The sequence below is a fragment of the Mesorhizobium sp. HAY1-8B genome (genome assembly GCF_056868045.1).
In genome coordinates this window covers 5,459,653-5,481,574 of record NZ_CP200321.1, presented here as the reverse complement: position 1 = coordinate 5,481,574, position 21,922 = coordinate 5,459,653, and the positions used below count along the sequence as shown (strand labels likewise).

The 21,922-nt window shown below is 63.8% G+C and carries 18 protein-coding genes; 14 read left to right on the top strand and 4 right to left on the bottom strand.

Annotated features, from left to right (window positions below):
• Positions 1-11: 11 nt before the first annotated feature.
• Both AC1VON_RS26220 and AC1VON_RS26215 read left to right on the top strand, forming a co-directional pair.
• The gene (locus tag AC1VON_RS26220) at positions 12-1,262 is read left to right on the top strand and encodes an aconitase X (protein WP_483125357.1); all 1,251 of its coding nucleotides are present in this window, start codon (positions 12-14) and stop codon (positions 1,260-1,262) included.
• Positions 1,259-1,732, top strand: a complete 474-nt coding sequence (locus AC1VON_RS26215) for an aconitase X swivel domain-containing protein (RefSeq protein WP_483125356.1) — start codon at positions 1,259-1,261, stop codon at positions 1,730-1,732. Before AC1VON_RS26220 ends, AC1VON_RS26215 begins: the two co-directional genes overlap by 4 nt.
• On the opposite strand, the gene AC1VON_RS26210 is transcribed toward AC1VON_RS26215, so the two are convergent.
• Together AC1VON_RS26210 and AC1VON_RS26205 are read right to left on the bottom strand one after the other, a co-directional pair.
• Positions 1,693-2,778 carry an SIP domain-containing protein gene (locus AC1VON_RS26210; protein WP_483125355.1) on the bottom strand — a complete coding sequence of 362 codons (1,086 nt, stop codon included), beginning with the start codon at positions 2,776-2,778 and terminating at the stop codon, positions 1,693-1,695. The genes AC1VON_RS26215 and AC1VON_RS26210 overlap by 40 nt on opposite strands.
• Positions 2,779-2,780: 2 nt before the next feature.
• Positions 2,781-4,901, bottom strand: a complete 2,121-nt coding sequence (locus tag AC1VON_RS26205; protein WP_483125354.1) for a TonB-dependent hemoglobin/transferrin/lactoferrin family receptor — start codon at positions 4,899-4,901, stop codon at positions 2,781-2,783.
• 180 nt (positions 4,902-5,081) lie between these two features.
• Between AC1VON_RS26205 and AC1VON_RS26200 the strand changes: the two genes are divergently transcribed.
• From AC1VON_RS26200 to AC1VON_RS26175, 6 genes are all read left to right on the top strand, one after another.
• On the top strand, positions 5,082-6,041 hold the full coding sequence (locus AC1VON_RS26200) for a heme/hemin ABC transporter substrate-binding protein (protein ID WP_483125353.1): 960 nt from the start codon (positions 5,082-5,084) through the stop codon (positions 6,039-6,041).
• A gap of 295 nt (positions 6,042-6,336) precedes the next feature.
• Positions 6,337-7,425: a Gfo/Idh/MocA family protein gene (locus tag AC1VON_RS26195; protein ID WP_172349699.1), complete on the top strand. Its 1,089-nt coding sequence runs from the start codon at positions 6,337-6,339 to the stop codon at positions 7,423-7,425.
• Positions 7,426-7,483: 58 nt separating this feature from the next.
• On the top strand, positions 7,484-8,398 hold the full coding sequence (locus AC1VON_RS26190; RefSeq protein WP_483125352.1) for a sugar phosphate isomerase/epimerase family protein: 915 nt from the start codon (positions 7,484-7,486) through the stop codon (positions 8,396-8,398).
• Between the two features lie 73 nt (positions 8,399-8,471).
• Entirely contained in the window at positions 8,472-9,563 is a 1,092-nt protein-coding gene (locus AC1VON_RS26185) for a fatty acid desaturase family protein (protein WP_483125351.1), read from the top strand.
• 28 nt (positions 9,564-9,591) lie between these two features.
• On the top strand, positions 9,592-9,903 hold the full coding sequence (locus tag AC1VON_RS26180; RefSeq protein ID WP_172349702.1) for a MocE family 2Fe-2S type ferredoxin: 312 nt from the start codon (positions 9,592-9,594) through the stop codon (positions 9,901-9,903).
• Between the two features lie 49 nt (positions 9,904-9,952).
• A complete protein-coding gene (locus AC1VON_RS26175) occupies positions 9,953-10,756 on the top strand; it encodes a 3-methyl-2-oxobutanoate hydroxymethyltransferase (protein WP_172349703.1) in 804 nt (267 codons plus the stop codon).
• Here the strand turns inward: AC1VON_RS26175 and AC1VON_RS26170 are convergent, their stop codons facing one another.
• On the bottom strand, positions 10,757-12,265 hold the full coding sequence (locus AC1VON_RS26170) for an HAL/PAL/TAL family ammonia-lyase (RefSeq protein ID WP_483125350.1): 1,509 nt from the start codon (positions 12,263-12,265) through the stop codon (positions 10,757-10,759).
• On the bottom strand, positions 12,262-13,263 hold the full coding sequence (locus AC1VON_RS26165; RefSeq protein ID WP_483125349.1) for an ornithine cyclodeaminase family protein: 1,002 nt from the start codon (positions 13,261-13,263) through the stop codon (positions 12,262-12,264). Before AC1VON_RS26165 ends, AC1VON_RS26170 begins: the two co-directional genes overlap by 4 nt.
• Positions 13,264-13,384: 121 nt before the next feature.
• Between AC1VON_RS26165 and AC1VON_RS26160 the strand changes: the two genes are divergently transcribed.
• From AC1VON_RS26160 to AC1VON_RS26135, 6 genes are all read left to right on the top strand, one after another.
• Positions 13,385-14,818, top strand: a complete 1,434-nt coding sequence (locus tag AC1VON_RS26160; protein ID WP_483125348.1) for a DHA2 family efflux MFS transporter permease subunit — start codon at positions 13,385-13,387, stop codon at positions 14,816-14,818.
• Positions 14,819-15,087: 269 nt separating this feature from the next.
• Entirely contained in the window at positions 15,088-16,074 is a 987-nt protein-coding gene (locus AC1VON_RS26155) for an ABC transporter permease (protein ID WP_172349707.1), read from the top strand.
• 60 nt (positions 16,075-16,134) lie between these two features.
• The gene (locus tag AC1VON_RS26150) at positions 16,135-17,160 is read left to right on the top strand and encodes a sugar ABC transporter substrate-binding protein (RefSeq protein ID WP_483125347.1); all 1,026 of its coding nucleotides are present in this window, start codon (positions 16,135-16,137) and stop codon (positions 17,158-17,160) included.
• Between the two features lie 75 nt (positions 17,161-17,235).
• Positions 17,236-19,359 carry an ABC transporter permease gene (locus AC1VON_RS26145; protein WP_483125346.1) on the top strand — a complete coding sequence of 708 codons (2,124 nt, stop codon included), beginning with the start codon at positions 17,236-17,238 and terminating at the stop codon, positions 19,357-19,359.
• Positions 19,356-20,411 carry an SMP-30/gluconolactonase/LRE family protein gene (locus AC1VON_RS26140; RefSeq protein ID WP_483125345.1) on the top strand — a complete coding sequence of 352 codons (1,056 nt, stop codon included), beginning with the start codon at positions 19,356-19,358 and terminating at the stop codon, positions 20,409-20,411. Before AC1VON_RS26145 ends, AC1VON_RS26140 begins: the two co-directional genes overlap by 4 nt.
• Positions 20,411-21,907, top strand: coding sequence for a sugar ABC transporter ATP-binding protein (locus tag AC1VON_RS26135; protein ID WP_483125344.1), 1,497 nt, complete (start codon positions 20,411-20,413; stop codon positions 21,905-21,907). Before AC1VON_RS26140 ends, AC1VON_RS26135 begins: the two co-directional genes overlap by 1 nt.
• Positions 21,908-21,922: the final 15 nt, after the last annotated feature.

Below are 21,922 nucleotides of genomic sequence, written 5' to 3'. Positions count from 1 at the left end.
GGAGCATGCCGATGACCTTGGAACTGACCCCGCAGGACCGATCCATGCTCGATGGCGGACAAGGCCCATCCGCGGCCGCCGCCATGAAGATCCTCATCGCCTTTTCCAACGCGATCGGCGCGCGCGGCCTGCTCGACATTTCGGGTGCCCATATCGATGGCTGCCTCTATCACGGCAAGGCCGGGCTCGATTTCGTCGAACGGCTGGTCGAGGGCGGCGGGCGCGTGCAGGTGCCGACGACGCTGAATGTCGGCTCATTCGACCTCATCCATCCGGGCATGGTGAAGATGCCGGGGGCGCAAGAGGTGCCGGCGCGGCGGCTGATGAAAGCGCATCTGGAACTGGGCTGCCAGGCGACCTTCACCTGTGCGCCTTACCAGACCCGGTTTCGGCCTGAATTCGGCCAGCAGATCGCCTGGGGCGAATCCAACGCCATCGTCTTCGCCAATTCGGTGATCGGCGCGCGCACCAACCGCTATGGCGATTTCATCGATCTGTGCTGCGCCATGACCGGACGCGCGCCCGCCTGGGGCCTGCATCTCAGCGAAAACCGGCGTGGCCGCATCCTATTCGAACTGGACATCGCTGAGGCCGAACCAAGCGACAGCCTGTTCGTCGGCGTCGGGCTGATCATCGGGCAAGCCAGTGGCGACCGCGTTCCGGTCATATCAGGTCTACCGAAGCCACGCGACGAGGATCAGTTGAAGGCGCTGGGCGCGGCCGCCGCTACGACGGGTGCCGTGGCGCTGTTCCATGCGGTGGGCATCACGCCGGAAGCGGGGACGCTCGACGAGGCGTTGCACGGCCACACACCGGAAGAGACGATCATCGTCACCCGCGCCGATATCGATGATGCGCTGGCCAGGCTGTCGATGGTGCCGGACGGAGCGCCGCTGGCGGCCGTGTCGCTCGGCACGCCGCATTTCTCGCATGAGGAATGGATGCGCCTGTTGCCGGTGCTGCGCGAGGCATCCCCTGGCAAGGGCATCCCGATCTATGTCAACACCGGGCGCGCGACGCTGACGCGGCTGCAGGAGGAAGGCGCGCTTGCCGGCATGGAGGCATTCGGCCTGATCCCGGTCGCCGACACCTGCACCTATGTCACCGCGATTCTCGAGCGGCTCGACGGCGTGGTGATGACCAACTCCGGCAAATGGGCGCATTACGCGCCGGGCAATATCGGCGTGACCGTCGCCTTCGCCGACATGAGGGATTGCATCCGCTCCGCCGCGGTCGGCCATGTCGTGAGGAGTGGTTCATGACGCGATCGGTTGCAACGGGAGCTGTCGAATGGCCGGGCGCTTTCCAACTCGCCGGCGAGGCCGAAGGCCTGGCTTTGGTGTTTTCGCAGCCGCTCAGTTTCTGGGGCGGTATCGACGCCGAGACCGGCGACATCATCGACCATTCGCATCCTGGCCTTGGCCAGAACGTGGCCGGCAGGATCCTGGTCATGCCGAGCGGGCGGGGGTCGTCGTCTTCGTCGTCTGTCCTGGCCGAAGCGATCCGCCGCGACACTGCGCCGGCTGGTATCCTTCTGCAGCGGCCTGACCCGATCCTGGCAGTGGGCGCAATCGTGGCGGAGTTTCTCTACGACATTCACATGCCGCTGGTCGTCTGCGACATTGCGAGGATTGTTTCCGGCGACGGGATCGCAATCGACGTTGGTCAGGACGGGGGGGCGGTCGTCAGAGTCTACCCTGCCATGAGCCCCGCAGCCCCGCGCCGCCAATAGGCCGCTGCCAGCGTCCGGTCTCGGCCCAAACCCAGCGTGTCGCGCCAATATTCGCGCACGATCCTGGCGGCACCCGCTTCCGCCGCGAACCAGCCGAAGGTCGAGCCGTCCTGCGGCCATGCCACCGAGCGGACGGCTTCGGCGAGCAGCTTGTCCTCGCCCGCCGGCACACCATCCCTTGTCAGCCAGTGCAGTTCGATGCCGGTGGCGTTGTCGATCTTCTGCTTCTCGCGCTCGTCGGCGATTTCGACAAAGGCGACGCCCCTGGTTTGCGCCGGCAGCGTTTCCAGCAGCCGCGCCAGCGCGGGAAGACCGGTTTCGTCTGATCCCATGACATACCACTCAGCCTGCCGCACGGGGCGGCCGACCGGTCCCATGACGCCGACCTTCATCCCGGCTGCCGCCTGCATGGCCCAGGCCGAGCCGACGCTGTCACCGGGATGGACGAGGAAATCGACATCCATGATGCCCTTGGCGACGTCGAGGGCGCGGATGGTGTAGACGCGCGCCACCGGGCGCCGGTCGTCAGCTGGCCAGACCGGTAGGCCATTGTCACCGAGCATCGGCCACAGCGGATCGGGCACGTCCCCGGTTGGGAACAGCATGCGGATATGCATGCCGCCGAATTTGGCGAAACGACCGAGGTCCTGGCCGGCAAGGCGGATGCGGCGCATATGCGGGGTGAGGTCACGAACCTCAATTACCGTCATCTCGCGGAACTGGGCGAGGCTGGTTTCGCCAGAGAGATCGCCGGTCCAGACGATCTCCGGGTTTTCTTCCTTGGCGTAAACCTGGACCGCCGTGGCGAGCAGGTCCTTGATGCGGGCGAGCCCATCACGGTCGGGCGCGTTGGCCCGCATCACCAACTGCTCCATGTCGATGGAGGCACCGCCAAAGGCGAAGCGGAAATCGATGCGCCCGCCATGATGCGAGGCATCGGCCTCGAAGCTCCGCAGCCTGTCGCTGATGCTGTCCATGTAGTCCGGCAGGCGCCGCAGCTTGAGCCGCGCCTCGCAGGCAAGTTCATGCACCGGTGCTTCGCTCATTGTCATCCTCCTATTCTGCCGGTGAGGGCCAGCTTGAAGGTCCGGCCCTTGCCCTGTTCCGTTGCAGCCGTGGTCGACCATGCGCTTTGCGGGTCGGTGTAGGCGGTGTTGAAGACGTTATCGACGCCGAAATCGAGCTTGAGATTGTCGTTGATGGTCCAGTTGGCGAAGACGTTGACGAGGTCGAAACCGTCGTCGACCACCGGCACGGCGTTGGGATTGGTGCGGCTGGTGCGGGTGATCTTGCCGACGCTGAGATATTGCGCGCCAACGGTGAGCTGGTCCTCCAGCATGCGCAAGCCGATCGTGGCCGAGAAGCGGTCGAGCGGCGTGTTGTTCAAAGCCTGGCCGGAATAGACCCCGCTGACGACCTTGGCGTTGATCAGCGCGCCCGCGAAGTTCACGAAACCCCAGTTATAGTCGTAGACCATCTCGGCCTCGACACCCCTGAGGCGCGCGTCGCCGATGTTGATTGCCGTGCGCGGCAGGACGGTAAGGTCGACGTCGATGTAGTCCTCGACATCGGTGTGGAAGACGTTGACCTTGGCGCGCAGCCGGTCGCCCGCCGTCAGCACATCGTCGTACTTCACGTTGATGCCGGCCTCCCAGTTCTTCGCCGTTTCGGGCTGCAGCAGGAGATTGGGCCGGTAGCTGTCGGCGCCGCCATGCGCGCCGCCGCCACGGAAGACATCCTGCAGGCCCGGCGCCCGGTAGCCCTCGGAATAGGTGCCGTAGAGCTGGAAGCCTTCGAATGGCGTGACACCGACGGTCAGGCGAGGCGACCAGCGGTCGCCGGAGATCGACGCCTGTTCCGGTGGCACGGAGCGGGTCTCGCCGTCGAGCTGGTAGCCGTCATAGCGCAGGGCCGTGATCACCTGCAGCCAGTTCTGGTAGTCGCCCTGCCATTGCAGGAAGCCGCCATAGCCCTGCTGTTCGCCGGCGCCGAAATGCGCGGCTTCCGAGGAGGCCTCGAGATAGTAATAGTCGAGCCCATAGGTCAGCGTGTGGGCGATGCCCCGGGCGTCGAAGCGCGAGGAGTTCTTCACGTTGAAGCCTGATGTCGCGACATCATAGAAGCGGAAGTTGCCGATCGCCGAGATGGGCCAGACCTGCGTCTGCTCGGCGCGGGTGCGGTTGTGATAGGCACTGGCGCTGAGGTCGATCAGGTCGTTGTCGTCAGGCTTCCAGGTGTAGGCGGCGGTGTAGGTCTGGTTGGTCGTGTTGGTGTCGTAGCGGCTCAGTGTCGGCGAGGTCGAGCCGCTCGAACCGGTGATCTGGTCGTTGTAGCGCTGCAGGATGGCGCCGAGCTTCAGCTCATGGCCGTCGGCCGGACGCAGCGTCGTCTTCAGATAACCGCTTGTCACGCGCTCGCCGGTCCATGGCACGGTGTCGCCATTGCCGTCGGTGTAGCTGTCGCGGTCGCGATAGATGAGGTTGCCGATGATGTCGGCATCGTCGCTGAATCGGTAAGCGCCGGTGGTGCTGGTGGTGAAGCCGTCGCCATTGTCCTCATAGCCGAGCTTCTCGCTCAGTGCCCAACTCTCCTGCGGCTTGAGAAAATCGCCGGCGTCCTTGGTCTCGAAGGAGACGACGCCACCGATGCCGCCCGAACCATAGGCGTTGGACACCGGGCCGCGAATGACGGTGGCTTCCTTGATCAGGTCCGGCTCGACATAGAACGAGCCGGAGCCATGGCCGACGCGCCAGTAATCCTGGCGGGCGCCGTCAAGCGTGACGACAACGCGGCCATACTGTTCCAGGCCGCGAATGTTGATGGCGGTGGCCGGGTCGTCGCCATTCATCGAGGCGGCGACGCCGGGCGTGGTGCGGAAAATGTCGGCGGCGGTGTCGGGCTGGATGCGGTCGAGCTCATCCTGGTCGACGGCGCTGATGGCGGCCATCGATTCGATGACGGCGGTCTTGATCATCGTCGCCGAGATGGTGATCACGTCGAGCATGGTCGCAGGCTGGCTCTGCTTGGCAGTGGCCGGCGCCAGGCGGTCGCTCTTGGTGGCGGCCTTTTTCTCCTGTTCCTGCGCGTTGGCAAAAGGCGCGGCGCAGAGGCCGAGCACGAAGGCGAGCGCGGTGCTGGCCATCAAGGTCGTGTTTGTTGTCGTTGTCATGCAAGCCCCCAAGCAAATGCAAACTGCTGGCGGTGGCCGAACGGCCCTGGCTGGCATGATTGGAATCCCTCGACTCTAGCGGTCGGGCACGGGTCACATATTAAAACATGATGACATGAGTCAACTTTAAATTTATAGGCCAAACTAGTCATCGAAAAGGCAAATGGACAGGAGTGAACGATGCAGGGCAGCGTAGGCGAGGGCAGGCGGAGTCCGTGGTTCCGGCCGGGCAGGACCCTGGCGGTGCTGTTTCTGGCGCTGTCGGTGCTGGCACCGTCCTGCGGCTTCAAGGCGCTGGCCGCCGAGAACGTTGTCGATGCGCTGGGGCGAACTGTCGCGCCGGGGCCGGCAACGAGAATCCTGACGCTTGGCTCCGATGTCACCGAGATCGTCCATGCGCTCGGCGCCGGCGAGCGCGTCATCGCGGTCGACCGGGGCAGCAAATATCCGCCCGAGGTGACTGAGAAGCCCAATGTCGGTTATCGCCGCCAGCTTTCGGTGGAAGGGCTGGCGGGCCTGCGTCCCGATCTGATCCTGGCGGCCGAGGACAGCGGGCCGCCGGAAGCGATGGAGGTGCTGAAATCGCTGGCGATCCCGATCGTCTTCATCCCGCAAGACAACACGCCAGAAGGCATCGAACGCAAGATCACGCTGATCGCCGCCTCGCTCGGGCTCGAGGACAAGGGCAGAGCGGTTTCCACCGAAATGCTCGCCGCCTTCCGGACCGCCGCCGAGCTGTCCGCGAAAATCCCGCTGGAGCGGCGCAAGAAGGTGGTGTTCTTCCATGGGCTGGTGAAGTTGAGCGCCGCCGGCGCCGGCACCTCGGCCGACGCCATCATCCGCTATGCCGGCGGCCTCAATCCCATGGATGTCGTGCAAGGCTACAAGGCCGCCTCGGAGGAAAAGCTGGTGGAGATGGCGCCCGATGTGATCCTGATGATGAGCGACGGCAAGGGCGGGCCGACGCCGGAGCAGGTCTTCTCAAACCGGGCATTGGCGGCTACGCCCGCGGCGGCCAACAAGGCACTGATCGTGCTCGACGGCGCCTACATGATCGGCTTCGGCCCGCGCACATCGGACGCGATCCGCGACCTGGCGAAGGCGCTTTATCCGGAAGGTGATGCCCGCACCGACCCTTGATCAGCAGATGACGCCTCATTCGCCGGATCTCTGGCTTTTGAAAGGTTCGATCGACTACGGCAAATGGGTCGACAAGAGTTTTGTCGACGCCGCCGAAGCCCAGCTGGCCGCCGTCCAATAATTGTAACCCAGACATTCATGAGGTCGCGCCAACCAGGCGCGACCGTCGTTTCCGGCAGCAGTTCGTCTGCCCGGTGATCTTGTCGCCGATGGCGGCGGTGATGGGAATTGATGGTGCTGGCCTTGGCTGACCGGCAAGCCATGGCGCTATATGCTGTCCTCCAGGGAGGAATGGATGGCAGGCACGGATCTCGAACCAGATGTGAAGGTTCGCAGCAGGGAATACCGGATCGGCTGCGTCGGCGCGGGCATGATCATGGCGGAATGCCATCTGGCCGCCTATGCGCAGGCTGGTTTCCCGGTGGTGGCGATCGCCTCGCGGACGAAGGCCAGCGCCGAGAAGGTGGCCAGGCGCTGGGATATCCCCGTCGTTCACGACACGCCCGAGCAATTGATCGAGGATTCCGAGGTCGAGATTGTCGACCTTGCCTTTCCGCCGGACCAGCAGCCGGCTCTCATCCGTCACGCGCTGAGGCAGCCCCACATCAAGGCGATCCTGGCGCAGAAGCCGCTCGCGCTGTCGGTTGAGGAAGCCGTCAAGCTGCGCGACGAGGCGGCCAGGTCCGACAAGATTCTCTCGGTCAACCAGAATATGCGCTACGACCAGTCGATGCGCGTGCTGAAGCAGATCATCGACAGCGGCGCGCTGGGCGACATCGTCTTCGCCCAGATCGACATGCATGCCATCCCGCACTGGCAGGCTTTCCTTGCCGATTACGACCGGCTGACGCTCGCCAATATGAGCGTGCATCATCTCGACGTGTTGCGCTTCCTGTTCGGCGATCCCCAGGAAATCACGACGCTGACACGCAAGGATCCACGCACGGCCTTCGATCATTCCGACGGCATCACCGTGTCGACTTTGCGCTTTCCTTCCGGGGTGCTCGCCGTTTCGCTGGAGGATGTCTGGTCCGGTCCGCGTGAGCAGGGCTATCGTGACGACCAGCACATCAACTGGCGTGTCGACGGCACCAGGGGGGTCGCCAAGGGCACGATCGGCTGGCCGACGGGCGTCGCTTCGACGCTGACCTATGCCTCGACGGAGACGACGGGCGGCGAATGGGTGAGCCCCAGCTGGGACACGATGTGGTTTCCACACGCCTTCATCGGTGTGATGGAGCAGCTGCAATATGCGGTGAAGACCGGCACGCCGCCGGCCCTTTCGGTTGCCGACAACGTCAAGACCATGGCGCTGGTCGAGGCCGGCTATCGCTCGATGGCGGAAGGCCGCACCGTCCGGCTTTCTGAAATTCCGACCAACTGAAATACGGACCGCGTAAAAAGCGTGGCGGCTGAATCGCTTACCGGGAGGAGTTCACATCATGATGCAGGCAGGGATATTTACCGGCTACTTTCCCTACGAGCTCGACGAGGCTGCCAGGCGCATCCGCGCGCTCGGCTTCAATACCGTGCAGCTCGACATGCATTTCCGGGATATCGATCTCACCGCCGGGCAGATCACACGGGACAAGGCCAGAAAAGTGCGCGACACGTTCCGCGATCACAATCTGCCGGTGTGCTGCATTTCCGGCTACACCAACATCATCCATCCCGACAAGGCCGAGCGCGAGAAACGCGTAGGCTATCTCAAGGAAATCATCCGCAACGCACGCGAATTCGGTTCGCCCTACGTGATTTCTGAGACCGGAACCTACAACACCGAGTCCGACTGGGTGCATGATCCCAGGAACAAGACCGAGGAGGGTTTCGAGGAATGCCGCAAGGTGATTTCGGATCTTGCCCAGACCGCCTATGACCATGGCGCGGTCTTCCTGCTTGAAACCTATGTCAACAATGTCGTGGGTTCGGTCGAGGAGACGGTGAAGATGTTCGCGCAGGTCGACCATCCGGGCCTCGGCCTGCTGATGGACCCGACCAATTACTTCGAAGCGCACAACATCGATCGCATGGACCAGGTGCTGAACCAGGTGTTCGACACGCTGAGCGACAAGATCCGGATCGCGCATGCCAAGGATGTGAAGCGCTCGGGCAGCGACAAGACGGAGAAGCATGCCGACATCGGCGATGCAGACGCGCATGAGGGACTGACGTTCCGTGGCGTCGGCGAGATCGAGCTGCCGGCGCCTGGCCTCGGCTCGCTCAACTATGATCTTTATCTGAGGCGGCTCAGCGAAAAGCACCCGAACATCCCTGTCATCATCGAGCATCTGACCGAGGATGACGTGCCGCGCGCGAAAACATTCCTCGACGGAAAATTCCGCGCCAACGGTCTCTAAGTCCAAAGAGATAGAGCAGGATGTCGTCCAACAACCGCTTCACACTTTTCGGCATCATGCTCTCGAGGCGACGATGACGACGATGGCAAAAAAGCGCGATTACAGCCTGGTCGGCGAAAGCACACGCAGGGCGATCGAGACCGGCCTGGCCTCGGCCGAATGGTACCACACCGACGTGCCGCGCAAGGCGATGAAGGAACTGATGCAGCGCTCGGACGGCCCGGCGATCCGCGACACGGTGATCTGGCTCGCTGTCATCGTGGGCTCGGCCGCCGGCATTGTCTGGTTCTGGGGTTCGTGGTGGGTGGTGCCGTTCCTGTTCGTCTATGGCGTGCTCTACGGCTCGTCGAGCGACTCGCGCTGGCACGAATGCGGCCACGGCACGGCCTTCCGCACGCGCTGGATGAACGATGTGGTCTATCACATCGCCTCCTTCATGCTGATGCGCAATCCCGTGCAATGGCGCTGGAGCCATGCCCGCCACCACACCGACACCATCATTGTCGGCCGCGACGCCGAGATCGCCGTGATGCGTCCGCCGGATTTGTTGAAGGCGGCGCTCGCCTTCACCGGCATTCTCGATTTCCGCTATTCGCTGCCGACGCTGGTGCGCCAGGCCTTCGGCACGCTGTCGGCGGAGGAGAAGAGCTACATCCCCGAAATGGAACAGCACAAGGCCGTGGTCGCTGCTCGCTGGCACGTGGCCATCTATGTGGCGACGATCGCTCTTGCGATCGCGCTGAGGTCATGGATACCGCTGGTGCTGATCGGCCTGCCGCGCCTTTACGGCACCTGGCACATGGTGACGACCGGCCTGCTGCAGCATATCGGCCTTGCCGACAATGTCGTCGACCACCGGCTCAACACGCGCACCGTCTACATGAACCCGATCAGCCGGTTCATCTACTGGAACATGAATTACCATGTCGAGCATCACATGTTCCCCATGGTGCCGTATCACGCGCTGCCCAGGCTGCACGAGCTGATCAAGCACGATCTGCCGGAGCCGAACCCATCGATGTGGCATGCCTATCGCGAGGTCTGGCCGGTTCTGCTCAGGCAGCTGAAATACGAGGATTTTTACCTCAAGCGCGAATTGCCGCCGACGGCCAGGCCCTATCGCGGCGAGTTCCACGAGGTCGATATGTCGGCAGCCGCCGAATAGCGATCGCGAGTGTTGGCAGGAGACTGAGATGGCCGATTGGGTTGAAGCGTGCGCGGTGGATGACGTCGAGGAGGAAGATGTCATCCGCTTCGACCATGGCGGCCGCACCTTCGCGGTCTACCGCTCGCCGGATGATGAGTTCTTCGCCACCGACGGCTATTGCACGCATGAGAAGGCGCATCTGGCCGACGGACTGGTGATGGACGACATCATCGAATGCCCCAAGCATAATGGCCGTTTCAACTACAAGACCGGCCAGGCCAAGGGCGCGCCGGTCTGCGTCAATCTCGTGACCTATCCGGTGAAGATCGAGGCCGGTAAGGTGATGATCCAGATTTGACGCGCGGCAACCGACCCAGCACATGGCAAGCGTTAGAGGGGATGTTTTAATGAGCCGAAAGAGACCGACCGTCGCCGATCTGCGCGCCATGAAGGGCAAGCGCCAGCTGACCATGCTGCGCGTGCTGACGCTTGACGAGGCGGAGGCCGCCGAACGGGCAGGGGTCGACATTGTCTCGGTGCCGCCCGAACTGGTGCTCAACCCGCAATATCGCGATGCCGCACCCAGCCTGTTCACCATGCCGGGCGAAAACTTCTTCGAGATCGGCACGGCGGACGATTTCCTGCGCTGGGCGTTCCGGCTCTACAAGGCCGGTGCCGACGCGGTCTATTGCAGCGCCGGCTATGCCACGATCAGGCGCATGGCGGATGACGCCATACCTGTCATCGGCCATGTCGGCCTCATTCCATCCCGCGCCACCTGGACCGGCGGCTTCAAGGCGGTCGGCAAGACCGCCGATACCGCTCTCCAGGTCTTCGAAGCGGTAAAGCAACTGGAGGCTGCCGGTGCCATCGGCGCGGAGATCGAAGTCGTGCCGGTGGAGGTGGCCAAGGCGATCTCGGAGCGGACCTCGCTGATCATGCTGTCGATGGGGGCGGGCACCGGCTGCGACGCGCAATATCTGTTCGCCGAGGATATCCTTGGCCAGAACCGGGGCCACATGCCGCGCCACTCCAAGGTCTATCGCAATTTCGCCGCCGAATATGACCGGCTGCAGGCGGAGCGGGTGGCGGCATTCTCCGAATATGTCGCCGACGTCAACAGCGGCGCCTATCCCGAGGACAGGCACATCGTGCACATGGACCCGGCCGAGCTCGGCCTGTTCATGAAAAGGGTAGACGCAAAGAGCTGATTATTCGGTTTCCTGGCTGACCATCGCAGCGCCTTGCCACGCTCCATCGGCGAGCATGGCGTGGAGCAGCTCGGCGTCGGTTCCCAGCGGCCGGTCGTCTTTCAGCATCGATACATGCGCGCGCACCGCCGCATAGATCGAGCCAGTCCGTGGCCCCAGCGTTGACCCTTCACGCAGGTCGACGGCCTGGGCGGCGGCCATCAGCTCGAAGGCTATCAGCCGCCGCCACAGCGCGATCATCCCGGCGCATTTCGCAACGGCGAGGGGTGACTGGGTCGCATGGTCCTCGACGCCTTCCGATACCGGCAGGAAGTCGAGCATCACAGGATTGGCCTTGTGGCGAATGGCGGCCAGGATCGATGTCGCCGTCTTCTGCAGGGGCACGAAGCCGGCCGACGCGCCGCCGACCGGCGACAGATACTTCGCCAGGCCGTTGCGTCCCGAGCCGGTGAGCTGAATGAAGCGGGCGACGCTCGCGGCGGCGCATTGCGCGATCGCAAGGCTGAGCGTCTCGAAAGCGAGCGAAAGGGCGGCCGTGTGGAAATTGCCGGTCGACAGCACGAGTTCGTCATCGCCCAGCACCAGCGGGTTGTCGGCGGCGGCATTGAGCTCGATCTCGACGGCACGTTTCGCCTGGCCGATCGCCTCGATCAGCGCGCCGTGGATCGACGGCATGCAGCGGATCGACAGCGGGTCCTGCAGGGTGGTCGGCGCCGGCGGCTCGTCGCGGGCCAGCAGATCGTGCAGTACCTTGGCGGCCTCCTGTTGGCCGGCCGCCGGGCGTGCCATGTGCAGGCGCGGATCGAGGATGGTGCGGTTGGCGCCAAAACCTTCCATGGTCAGCGCGCCGGCCTGCTGCTGCTGGGCCAGCGCCGACAGCGCGTCAGTTATCGCAAGCGCGCCGCTGCCGGAAGAGACCGCCGAAGCGTTGATCAGCGACAGCCCGTCCTTGGGTGCCAGGCTGATGGGTGCGAGGCGGCCCATCATCAGCGCCTTGGCCGCCGGCATGCGACGGCCCTGATAGTCGACTTCGCCTTCGCCGATCAGGACACGGGCAAGCGCCGTCATCAGGACGAGGTCGCCGGCGCCGATCGAACCGAGAGACGGCATCACCGGATGGACACCGGCATTGAGCACGTCGGCCAGAGCGACGAAGACAGCGGGCGAGAGGCCGGAGCCGCCGGCCGACAGCATCGCCAGGCGGGCGACCATTGTTGCCCGCACCGCCTCAACCGGCAGCGCCTCGCCGACCGCGCCGCTGCGCCCTTCCAGCAATTGGCGCTGGAAGGCACTGGCGTCGCCCTCGACCGCCGTGCCGAGATTGGCGCCGAGCCCGGTGTTCAGCCCGTATATGGGCTGGCCGGAGGCAGCGGCCTGGTCGAGCACTTTTCGTGCCTTGTCCAGCCTGCCGAGGACATCGGATCCGATCTCCACCTTGCGGGCTTCGCGGGCGACGGTGGCGATATCGCCGACACTGACGGCGGCTCCGGTGAGGACGAGCGCGCTCATGCGAAACGCAGCCTCTGGCCGACGCCTTTTTCTCCTGCCTTGGCCAGCATAGCCTTGCCGAGCGCAATGTCGGACAACGACAGGCCGCGGTGCCAGAACAGGATGGTTTCGTCGTGGCTCTGCCGGCCCGGCTTGAGGCCGGCGGCGATCTGGCCGAGCTCGGCATGCAGCGTCTTTTCGCTCAGCCGTCCGGTTTCGACATGGGCCCGCAGCGAGCCGAACTTGCCGCCCTTGCACTGGCCCCAGTCGTCGACCACCATCTTCTGCATGATGTCGGTCAGCGACAGCTCCACCGCGCTCATCGTGCCATAGGGCACGACAAGGGCGCCGGGCCTGATCCATTCGGTCTTGAGCAGCGGCTGAGGCTCCGGCAGCCGTGAGGCCTCGACAACGATGTCGGCACCTTCGATGCAGGTCTTCCAGTCGGCGACCGCCGTCACTTTCTTGCCGAGGTCGGCGGAGAGCCTGGCGGCAAAGCCGTCACGGCTTTCCGGGCGGCGCGAATGGACGCGGATCTCGTCGAAGTCGAAGAGATGGTCAAGCAGGCGCACGTTCCAGTAGGCGGTGCCGCGCGCGCCGATATGGGCGAGCACCTTGGAGTTCTTGCGTGCCAGATGCTTCGCGCCGATGGCGGTGACGGCGCCGGTGCGCATGTCGGTGATGACGGTGGCATCGAGGATGGCACGCGGCGTGCCGGTGCGCGGATCGAACAGGTTGAGAATGCCGAATTCAGAGGGCAGGCCATGCAGATAGTTGTCGACATAGTCGCCGACGATCTTCACGCCCGCCGCGTCGAGTGGCGCCACGTAGCCGCGCAGGACGTTGAAATGGCCGTGGAAGGATGGGTCCGGTTCCAGGTGGACACGCGGCTCGATCACGGTCTGGCCCTTGCCCTGAGCGACCAGGCCGGCCTCGACGGCGGCAATGATTTCGCCGTCGGTCATGGCAAGCGCATCGATGTCAAGAGCATTGAGATAGTCGATGTAGATGGGCTTCATTCTATGCGCGCCCTTTCCTCGGTCGCCCCGCTCATCCCATAGCAGGCCGCGAGGCGACACGAAAGTTTGTTGCGCTGGCTATGGACGCAGTCGGTCAAATGCTGTTCAACCCGGTCTCGACATGACTGCCATTCCCGAAACTGAAACCTTACCGGCAACGGCCACCAGTGCGCGGCGCGTGGCCCTGATCGTCGCCATCGCCTTCTTCATGCAATTGCTGGATTCGACGATCATCTCAACCTCGTTGCCGCAGATGGGTGCCTCCTTCGGCGTGCCGGCGGTGGCGATGAGCATCGGCATCACGGTCTACATGCTGACAATGGCTGTTTTCGTGCCGCTGTCTGGCTGGCTTGCCGACCGGTTCGGCGCGCGCAACATTTTTCTCGTGGCGATAGCGCTGTTCACGCTGGCCTCGCTCGCCTGCGGCTTTTCGGAAAACCTGACCCAATTTGTCGCTGCTCGTGCCGTGCAAGGGCTGGGCAGCGCGCTGATGACGCCGGTCGGCCGCATTCTTGTCCTGCGCAATGCGTCGAAGTCCGAGCTGCTGAACGCCACCGCGCTGATCACCTGGCCGGCGCTGTTCGCGCCCGTGGTCGGGCCGGTGCTCGGCGGTTTCATCACCAGCTACCTGTCCTGGCACTGGAATTTCTTCATCAATGTACCGCTTGGGCTGATCGGGCTGGCGCTGGTCGCCCGCTTCATTCCGGGCGACCGGGAAGCCGATCCCAAGCCGCTCGACTGGCCGGGGTTTTTCCTGACGTCGCTCGGGCTCGCCTGCCTGCTCTTCGGCCTCGAGCGCATCGCGCATCCCGAGGACGGCCTGCGGCCGACGGTGCTGCTGATCGCGGCGGGCATCGTCATCGGCTGGCTGGCGGTGCGGCATCTCCTCCGCGCGGCTCATCCGCTGCTCGATCTCTCCTCGTTCAAGGTGCTGACCTTCGCCATCTCGACACTCGCCGCGGGCACCATATTCCGGATGGCGATCAACGCCACGCCGTTCCTGCTGCCGCTTTTGTTCCAGGTTGGCTTCGGCCTCTCGCCCGTCGATGCCGGCTTGATGATCCTGGCCTATTTCCTCGGCAATCTCGGCATGAAGACGGTAACGACGCCAACGCTGCGGCGTTTCGGTTTCCGCTCGGTGATGGTCGTCAACGGCATCATCGCCTCGGCCTCGATCATGGCTTGCGGAGCGATCTCGCCGCAGACGCCGCGGGCGCTGGTCGTGGTTCTGATGCTGATCGCCGGCCTGTCGCGGTCGATGCAGTTCACCGCGCTCAACACGCTGGCCTTCGCCGATATCGATGCGGCGCAACGCAGTTCGGCGGCGACGCTGTCGTCCATGCTGCAGCAGGTGGCGATGCTGTTCGGCGTCGCGGTGGCGGCGGCGATCCTGAACCTGTCGCAGATCGCCAGGGACCGGCCGGCGCTCGACCTCGCCGATTTTCGAATCGCCTTCCTGGCGATCGGTGTCATCGGCCTGATCGCGGCATTGCGTTTTCTCGTGCTGCCGCCCGCGGCGGGGGCAGAGGTTTCCGGCCACGTACCGGCGAATTGAAACCGAATTTTTCGCCTGATGCGGAGATAAATTCCGCCTCATCCTTTCGCCTTGATGCAGCGCTTTCGCAAATGGCTGCGATGGCGCAATCGATTGCCAAAAATGCAGGAGTTTCCGCGCATTGCGCCAGTTTCGGCAATCAATGTGTCCACCCGATGAATATCGACATCAGCCGGTGTTCCGAGCGCGGATTCATTTGACGAACCGGCGCTGAGCCGATTAGCTTTTGCTTTCGGGATGGCAGCGCTGCCATCGGGGCAAATGCAGACATGAACACGATCGGCTGGCTAAATCCGAGGAGCCTGAATCAGGAAGGCATTGTCTTTGCCATTGCCGTGGTGCTGTTCGTTGCCGCGGCAATAGGGCTGCCGGGCTTCATCGATCCCAACAACCTCGTCGCCATTGTCCGCTCGGTGTCGGTGCTGGGCATATTGGCGCTCGGCATGGCCGTTGTCATCATCGGCCGCGGTATCGACCTGTCCGCCGTGGCGATCATGGCGATGTCGGTCGCCTGGTATCTGCAACTGCTCAACACGGGAACCTCGGACGGGCTGGCCTTCGCCTATGTGCTGGCCGGCGTGCTCGCCATCGGGCTGCTCAACGGCTTTCTCGTCGCCTATGCCGACGTCCCGGCGATTTTCGTGACGCTGGCCACCGGCTCCTTCGTCTTCGGCTATGTGCGCTCGCAACTGATCACGCAGGATGCGGTACCGGTGCCGCAAGGACATTGGGTCGAACTGCTCGGCGGCCTGCGCTTCCTCGATATCCCGATCGAGGTGTTCGTCTTCGCGGGCCTCGCCTTCCTGTTCTTCCTCTTCCTGCGTTACACCAAATGGGGGCGCTACATCTATTTTGCCGGCGACAATCCGGTCGCGGCCCGCAACATCGGCATCCCGGTGCGGCCGATGCTGGTGCTGCGCTACGTGCTGTCCGCCTTCGTTGCCCTGATCGCCGGCCTGCTGACAGCGGCCAGCCTGCATTCGATCAACACCCGCGTGGTCAATTCGACGCTGCTCTACGACATCGTGCTGGTGGCGGTGATCGGTGGCATCGGCCTGTCCGGCGGGCGGGGCGGGGTGCGTAACGTGCTGGTGGGAGCGGCGCTGATCGGCATCCTGCTCAACGCGATGACCATCATCGACATTCCGCTGCTCTACCAGAACCTGATCAAGGCGGCGATCCTGCTCGGCGCCATCATCGTCGACGGCATCATCAATCCACGCGACGAACAGACCGCGCAACAAGGCGACATTTAGGGGTACCCGGAACGATCGCGACGATCGGCCGGCAATGACAATCGAAACAGAGGATGTGACATGAAACTGCTCAGAACACTGATGGCCGCCGCCACGGCGCTGGCCGTTACCGCCTTCGTGGCGCCGACCTTCGCCGCTGATGATCCGGGTCCGGCCGCCTATGCGCAGGCGCTCAAGGGCAAGCGCGTCATGCTGGTGCCGCTGGCGATGGGCTTCGACCTTGCGCAGGGCTGGGCGCACTATCTGAAGAAGGAAGTCGAGGCCTGGGGCGGCGTGTTCGAGACGCGCGATCCGAACTGGGTGGTCGACGCGGGCGCGCAGGCTATCACCGACGCGATCTCGTCCGACACAAGGCCCGACGTGCTGATCATCCATGCACCGGACCTCAACTCCTATTCCAAGCTGATGAAGAAGGCGCAGGCCGCCGGCACCTATGTGCTTCTGGTCGACAACCCCGCCAACTTCCCGGCCGATGCCTTTGTCGGCAGCGACTGGGACCGGCTCGGCCAACTCGAGGCCGAAGCGGCGATCAAGGGCTGCGGCGAGAACTCGTCGAAGAAGATCGGACTGGTGCAAGGCGACCAGGCGAACTCTTCCAGCCTCTATCAGTATGCCGGCATCATGAAGGTGCTGGACAAGCATCCTGACTTCAAGGTGGTGGCCAAGCCCGACTCCAACTGGGATGCGACGACCTCGCGCAACGTGACGACGACGATGCTGCAGCAGAACCCGGACATCTGCTCGATCATCGATTTCTGGGATGGTGACGCCACCGGCGCATCCGCCGCGATCCGCGACGCCAAGCTCGACGGCAAGGTGTTTCTCGTCACCACCGGCGGCGGCGAGAAGGCGGCCGATTGCGACAAGCTGCAGGATGGCACCTATGGCGCGGTGGTGATGACCGATCTCGCCCGCCAGTCGGGCGACATGAACGCCATCATCAAGTTCCTGCTGCAGAGCGGCCAGCCAGCCGGCACCTCGCACACCTACATCTACACGCTGGAGAAGGCGACGACCAAGGCCGATCTCAAGCCCGACAGCTGCTGGGACCTGAAGGCGCTGCAGGCCGAAGCGGCGGCGAAATAAACCGCACGTTGCCGACAGATATCAATGAGGTGGCCGGATTGTCCGGCCACCTCTTTCTCGTACCGCAGTGAGCCGATGTCCTTTCGCGAACGCCTTCAGTCCTGGCGCTACAATCTCGTGCCCGACCATCTGGTCGGCGAGATCCTGACCAAACGCTGGACCGACAATGCCATTCCGTTCCTGGCGCTTGTGGCAACGCTCGGCGTGTTCGGCTCGATCATTCCGGGTTTCTTCAAACTGACGTCGCTGCAGGAATCGACCCGCCAGCTCGGCGAATTCTCCATGGTGGTCACCGGCATGACGGTGGTGATGCTGGGCGGCGGCATCGATCTCTCGGTCGGTTCGATCTTCGCGCTGTCCTGCTTCTCGGCCGTCTATGTATTCTTCATCCTCGAACAGTCGATCTGGCTGGCGCTGGCCGCTTCGCTCGCCACCGGCCTCGTCTTCGGCGCCATCAACGGCTACCTCGTCGGATATCTCAGGCTGCGCGCCTTCCTCACCACGCTGGTCACCTTCATCTTCGGGCGGGCGTTGTTCGACATCCTTGTCACCACCTATGCCGCCGATGTGCAGCTTTCGACCGCCACATCGGATGTGCTGGATTTCATCGGCGACAGCACCTTCTGGGGCCTCTCGGTCTCGGTCTGGCTGGCGATCATCCTCGCCATCGTCACCCATATCGCGCTGACGCGCTCGCGGCCGGGCTGGCATGTGCTGGCGGTCGGCGGCTCCCGGCGCTCGGCGCACAATGCCGGTATCCGCGTGCGCCGCACCGTGTTCATGACCTATGTCTTCTCGGGCTTCTGCGCCTCGATCGGCGGTTTCCTCATTGCCTGCCGCTTGAGCGGTGCGGGGCCGGGCACCGGCCTCAACCTCGAGATCATGGCGCTGACGGCCGCGGTGGTCGGCGGCGTCAGCCTCGGCGGTGGGCGCGGCTCGGTGATCAAGGGGCTGATGGGCGCCATCATCGTCTTGACCATGACCAACGGGCTGATCCGGCTGGGCTACGGCACCGGCACCAACCAGATGGTGCTCGGCATCATGCTGGCGGTGGCGGTGACAATCGACATCCGCTGGCTGAAGAACCGCCACAAGGTGCTCAACGAAGTCTATGTCGCGCCGGTCTATCTCAAGATGGGCGAGACACAGTCTGCGGTGCCTGGTTCCGGTACGCCTTACGAGCTCGACAACCGTCTGTCCGCGGCCGATCATATCGGGCTTGGCGAACTGGAGGGGCCGGAGGACGTCATCCTCGACCGCAACGATCATCTTTACTGCGGCACCCGCCATGGCGAGATCGTCCGCTTCTTCGCACCGGACTATGTGAAATCTGAAGTTTTTGCCCATATTGGCGGCTTTCCGCTGGGGCTCGCCTTCGACAAATCGGGCAATCTGATCAGCTGCGTCGGCGCCATGGGGCTCTATTCCGTTTCGCCGGACCGCGAGGTGAAACGCCTTTCGGCCGAGACGTCGCGCTCCTGGACCTCGATCGTCGACGATGCACGGCTGCGCGATCCCAATGATTGCGACATCGCGCCGGACGGGCGCATCTATTTCACGGATTCAACGAAGCGCTACGACGCGCATGACTGGGCGCTGGACTCGATCGAGAACCGCGCCACCGGCCGCCTGCTGGTCTACGATCCGAAGGACGGTTCGACGAAAACGCTGCTCGACGGCTATCGCTACACCAATGGTGTGTGCATGGCCCATGACGGCAAGTCGCTGTTCTTCGCCGAAAGCTGGGCCTGCCGCGTGCATCGCTATTGGCTGGAAGGGCCGAAGGCCGGCACCGCCGAATGCGTCATCCGCGACATGCCGGGCTATCCCGACAACATCAACCGGGCGTCGGACGGCAATTACTGGATGGCGTGGCTGGGCATGCGCACGCCAAGCTTCGACCTGTCGCTGCGCCATCCCGACATGCGCAAGCGCATGACGCGCCGGCTGCCTCAGGACGAGTGGCTGTTCCCCAACATCAACACCGGCGGCGTGGTGAAATTCAACGAGAAGGGCGGCATCGTCGAGGCACTCGGCGACCTCACCGGCGATGCGCACCCGATGGTCACCTCGATGCGCGAGCACAAGGGATATCTTTTCGTCGGCGGCATCCTCAACAACCGCATCGGCCGCTACAAGATCTCGGGCGCCGACCCGAACTGGACCAGCCCCGCTTCCTATTGGGGAGCAAAGCCATGATCCTCGATCTGATCCTGGATATGTTTCGCGGCAAGGCGGTCACCATCCCGCCGCTCGACGGCGCCTTCCGGCCCAACACGCGGCTCGATGACGCGCCTGCGTTTGCCGAACTGACCGAGCCGGACAATCTGCTGGCCTCCGGTGAGGGGTTGCTCGCCTCAAGCGGCAACGCCGTCTATTCGCTTGGCTCCGGAGCCGAGCCCAAGGTTGTCGAGACCTTTGCGTCCCCCGTCTCGGCACTGGCGCTGTCGCCGTCGGGTGAGCTGACGGTGGCGCTCGAAAGCGGCAAGCTGCTGATATCGGACAAGGAGGTTTCGCTGCCGACGGACGTGCGTTGCATCACGGCACTTGCCTATGCCGATGATGGCACGCTCTGGCTGGCCAACGGGTCGGCCGAGCATGCGCCATCGCAATGGGCTGCCGACCTGATGAAGAAGGGCGCGTCCGGTTCGCTTTGGAAGCGGGACGCGGCCGGCGGCGACTTCCGCAAAATGACCGGCGATCTCGCTTTTCCCTATGGGCTCCATCCCGTGGGCAGGGATTTGCTGGTCAGTGAAAGCTGGCGCCATCAGCTCATCCGCTTCGATGGCGCGACTGGCAACCGTTCGACGGTGCTCACGCATCTGCCCGGCTATCCCTCCCGGCTGTCGCCAGCTGGCGATGGCGGCGCCTGGCTGGCCCTGTTCGCGCCGCGCAACCGGCTGATCGAATTCGTGCTGCAGGAGACGCACTACCGGCAGGACATGATCGACCAGGTGCCGCCGGCCTACTGGATCGCGCCGGCGCTTGCCTCCAACCGCAGCTTCCTCGAACCGCTGCAATGCGGCGGTATCCGCACCATGGGTATCCACAAGCCATGGTCGCCGAGCCGCTCCTACGGGCTGGTTGTCAGGCTCGACGCAAGGATGCAGCCGCAATTCAGCCTGCACAGCCGCGCCAACGGCACGCGTCATGGCATTTGCAGCGTGGCCGAGAAGGACCGTCGGCTGTTCATCGCGTCCAGGGGCGGCGATTGCGTGCTGGCCATCGACATTGCTTCGGGAGGTTTCTGATGGAACCGATCGTCCGCCTGGAGAATGTCACCAAGAATTATCGCGGCGTGCCCGCCGTGAAAAATGTCAGCTTCGAACTTCGCAAGGGCGAGATCCACGCGCTGCTCGGCGAGAACGGTGCGGGAAAATCGACGCTGACCAAGATCATCGCCGGTGTCGTGGACGCCACATCCGGCAAGATGTTTCACAAGGGCCGGGAGATCGCCTACGCCTCGCCGCATGCAGCGCTCGAGGCCGGCATTGCCATGGTGTTCCAGGAGACCAGCCTGGTGCCGTCGATGACGGTGGCGCAGAACCTTTATCTCGGTACTGAAAAGTTCCTCAACCGGCTGCGCGGCACGTATATTTCGGCACAACAGTTTCTGCAGTCGCTGAATTTCCCGGTCGATCCGAACGCGATGGTGGCGACGCTGGGCGCGGCGAAGCGGCAGATGGTGGAGATTGCGCGTGCGGTCCACCACAATGCCGAAATCATCATCTTCGACGAGCCGACGGCGACGCTGACGCCGGAGGAGAAGCGGCATTTCTTCGCGCTGATCCGCCGGTTGAAAGCGAGTGGCGTGTCGATCGTCTTCATCAGCCATGCGCTGGAGGAGGCGCTTGGCATTGCCGACCGCATCACCATTTTGCGCGATGGCGAGCTGGTCGTCACCGACGATACATCCGCCTTCGACCGCGACAAGATCGTGGCCGCCATGGTCGGGCGCACCTTGTCCGGCCAGATCTACCGGCAGCGCGACGAAGCCAAGCTGCGCAAGGCGGGCAAGAAGGTGTTGTCGGTGCAGGACATTTCGATGAGCAATGTCGTGCGCAACAACTCCTTCTCGATCTTCGAGGGCCAGATCACCGGTGTGTTCGGGCTGATCGGCTCCGGCCGCACGGAGACCTTCAAGATCGTGTCCGGCATCTACAAGCGCGATTTCCTGCGCGGTGGGGCGATCGAGCTCGATGACAGACCGGTGCGCTATCTCGTGCCGAGCGAGGCGGTGGCCGACGGCATCGTCTATGTCACCGAGGACCGCAAGAGCGAGGGCATTTTCGAGACGATGGGCATTGCCGAGAACCTCTTCGGCGGGCTGCTGGCGGCAGGCCGCGAAAAGGCCTGGGTGATCAACCAGCAGGAGATGCGGCAGCTCTCGGCGGAATGGACCAAGACGCTCAATATCAAGGCGATCAACGACAATGCGCGCGTGGTCGAGCTTTCCGGCGGCAACCAGCAGAAGGTGGTGATCGGCAAGGGGCTGGTGCAAAAGCCGCGCATTGTCATCTTCGACGAGCCGACGCGCGGCGTCGATGTCGGCGCCATCGCCGAAATCCATCAGATCATCAACCGGCTGGCCGACGAGGGGCTGGCCGTCGTGGTTATCTCGTCCTACCTGCCGGAGATCATGAACCTGTCCGACCGGATTTTGGTCTGCCGCCAGGGCCGCATCGTCGAGGAGTTTTCGCCGGCGGAGGCGACAGAGGAGAAGATCATGTACGCGGCCGTGCATTAGGGGGCTGGCGGGCTC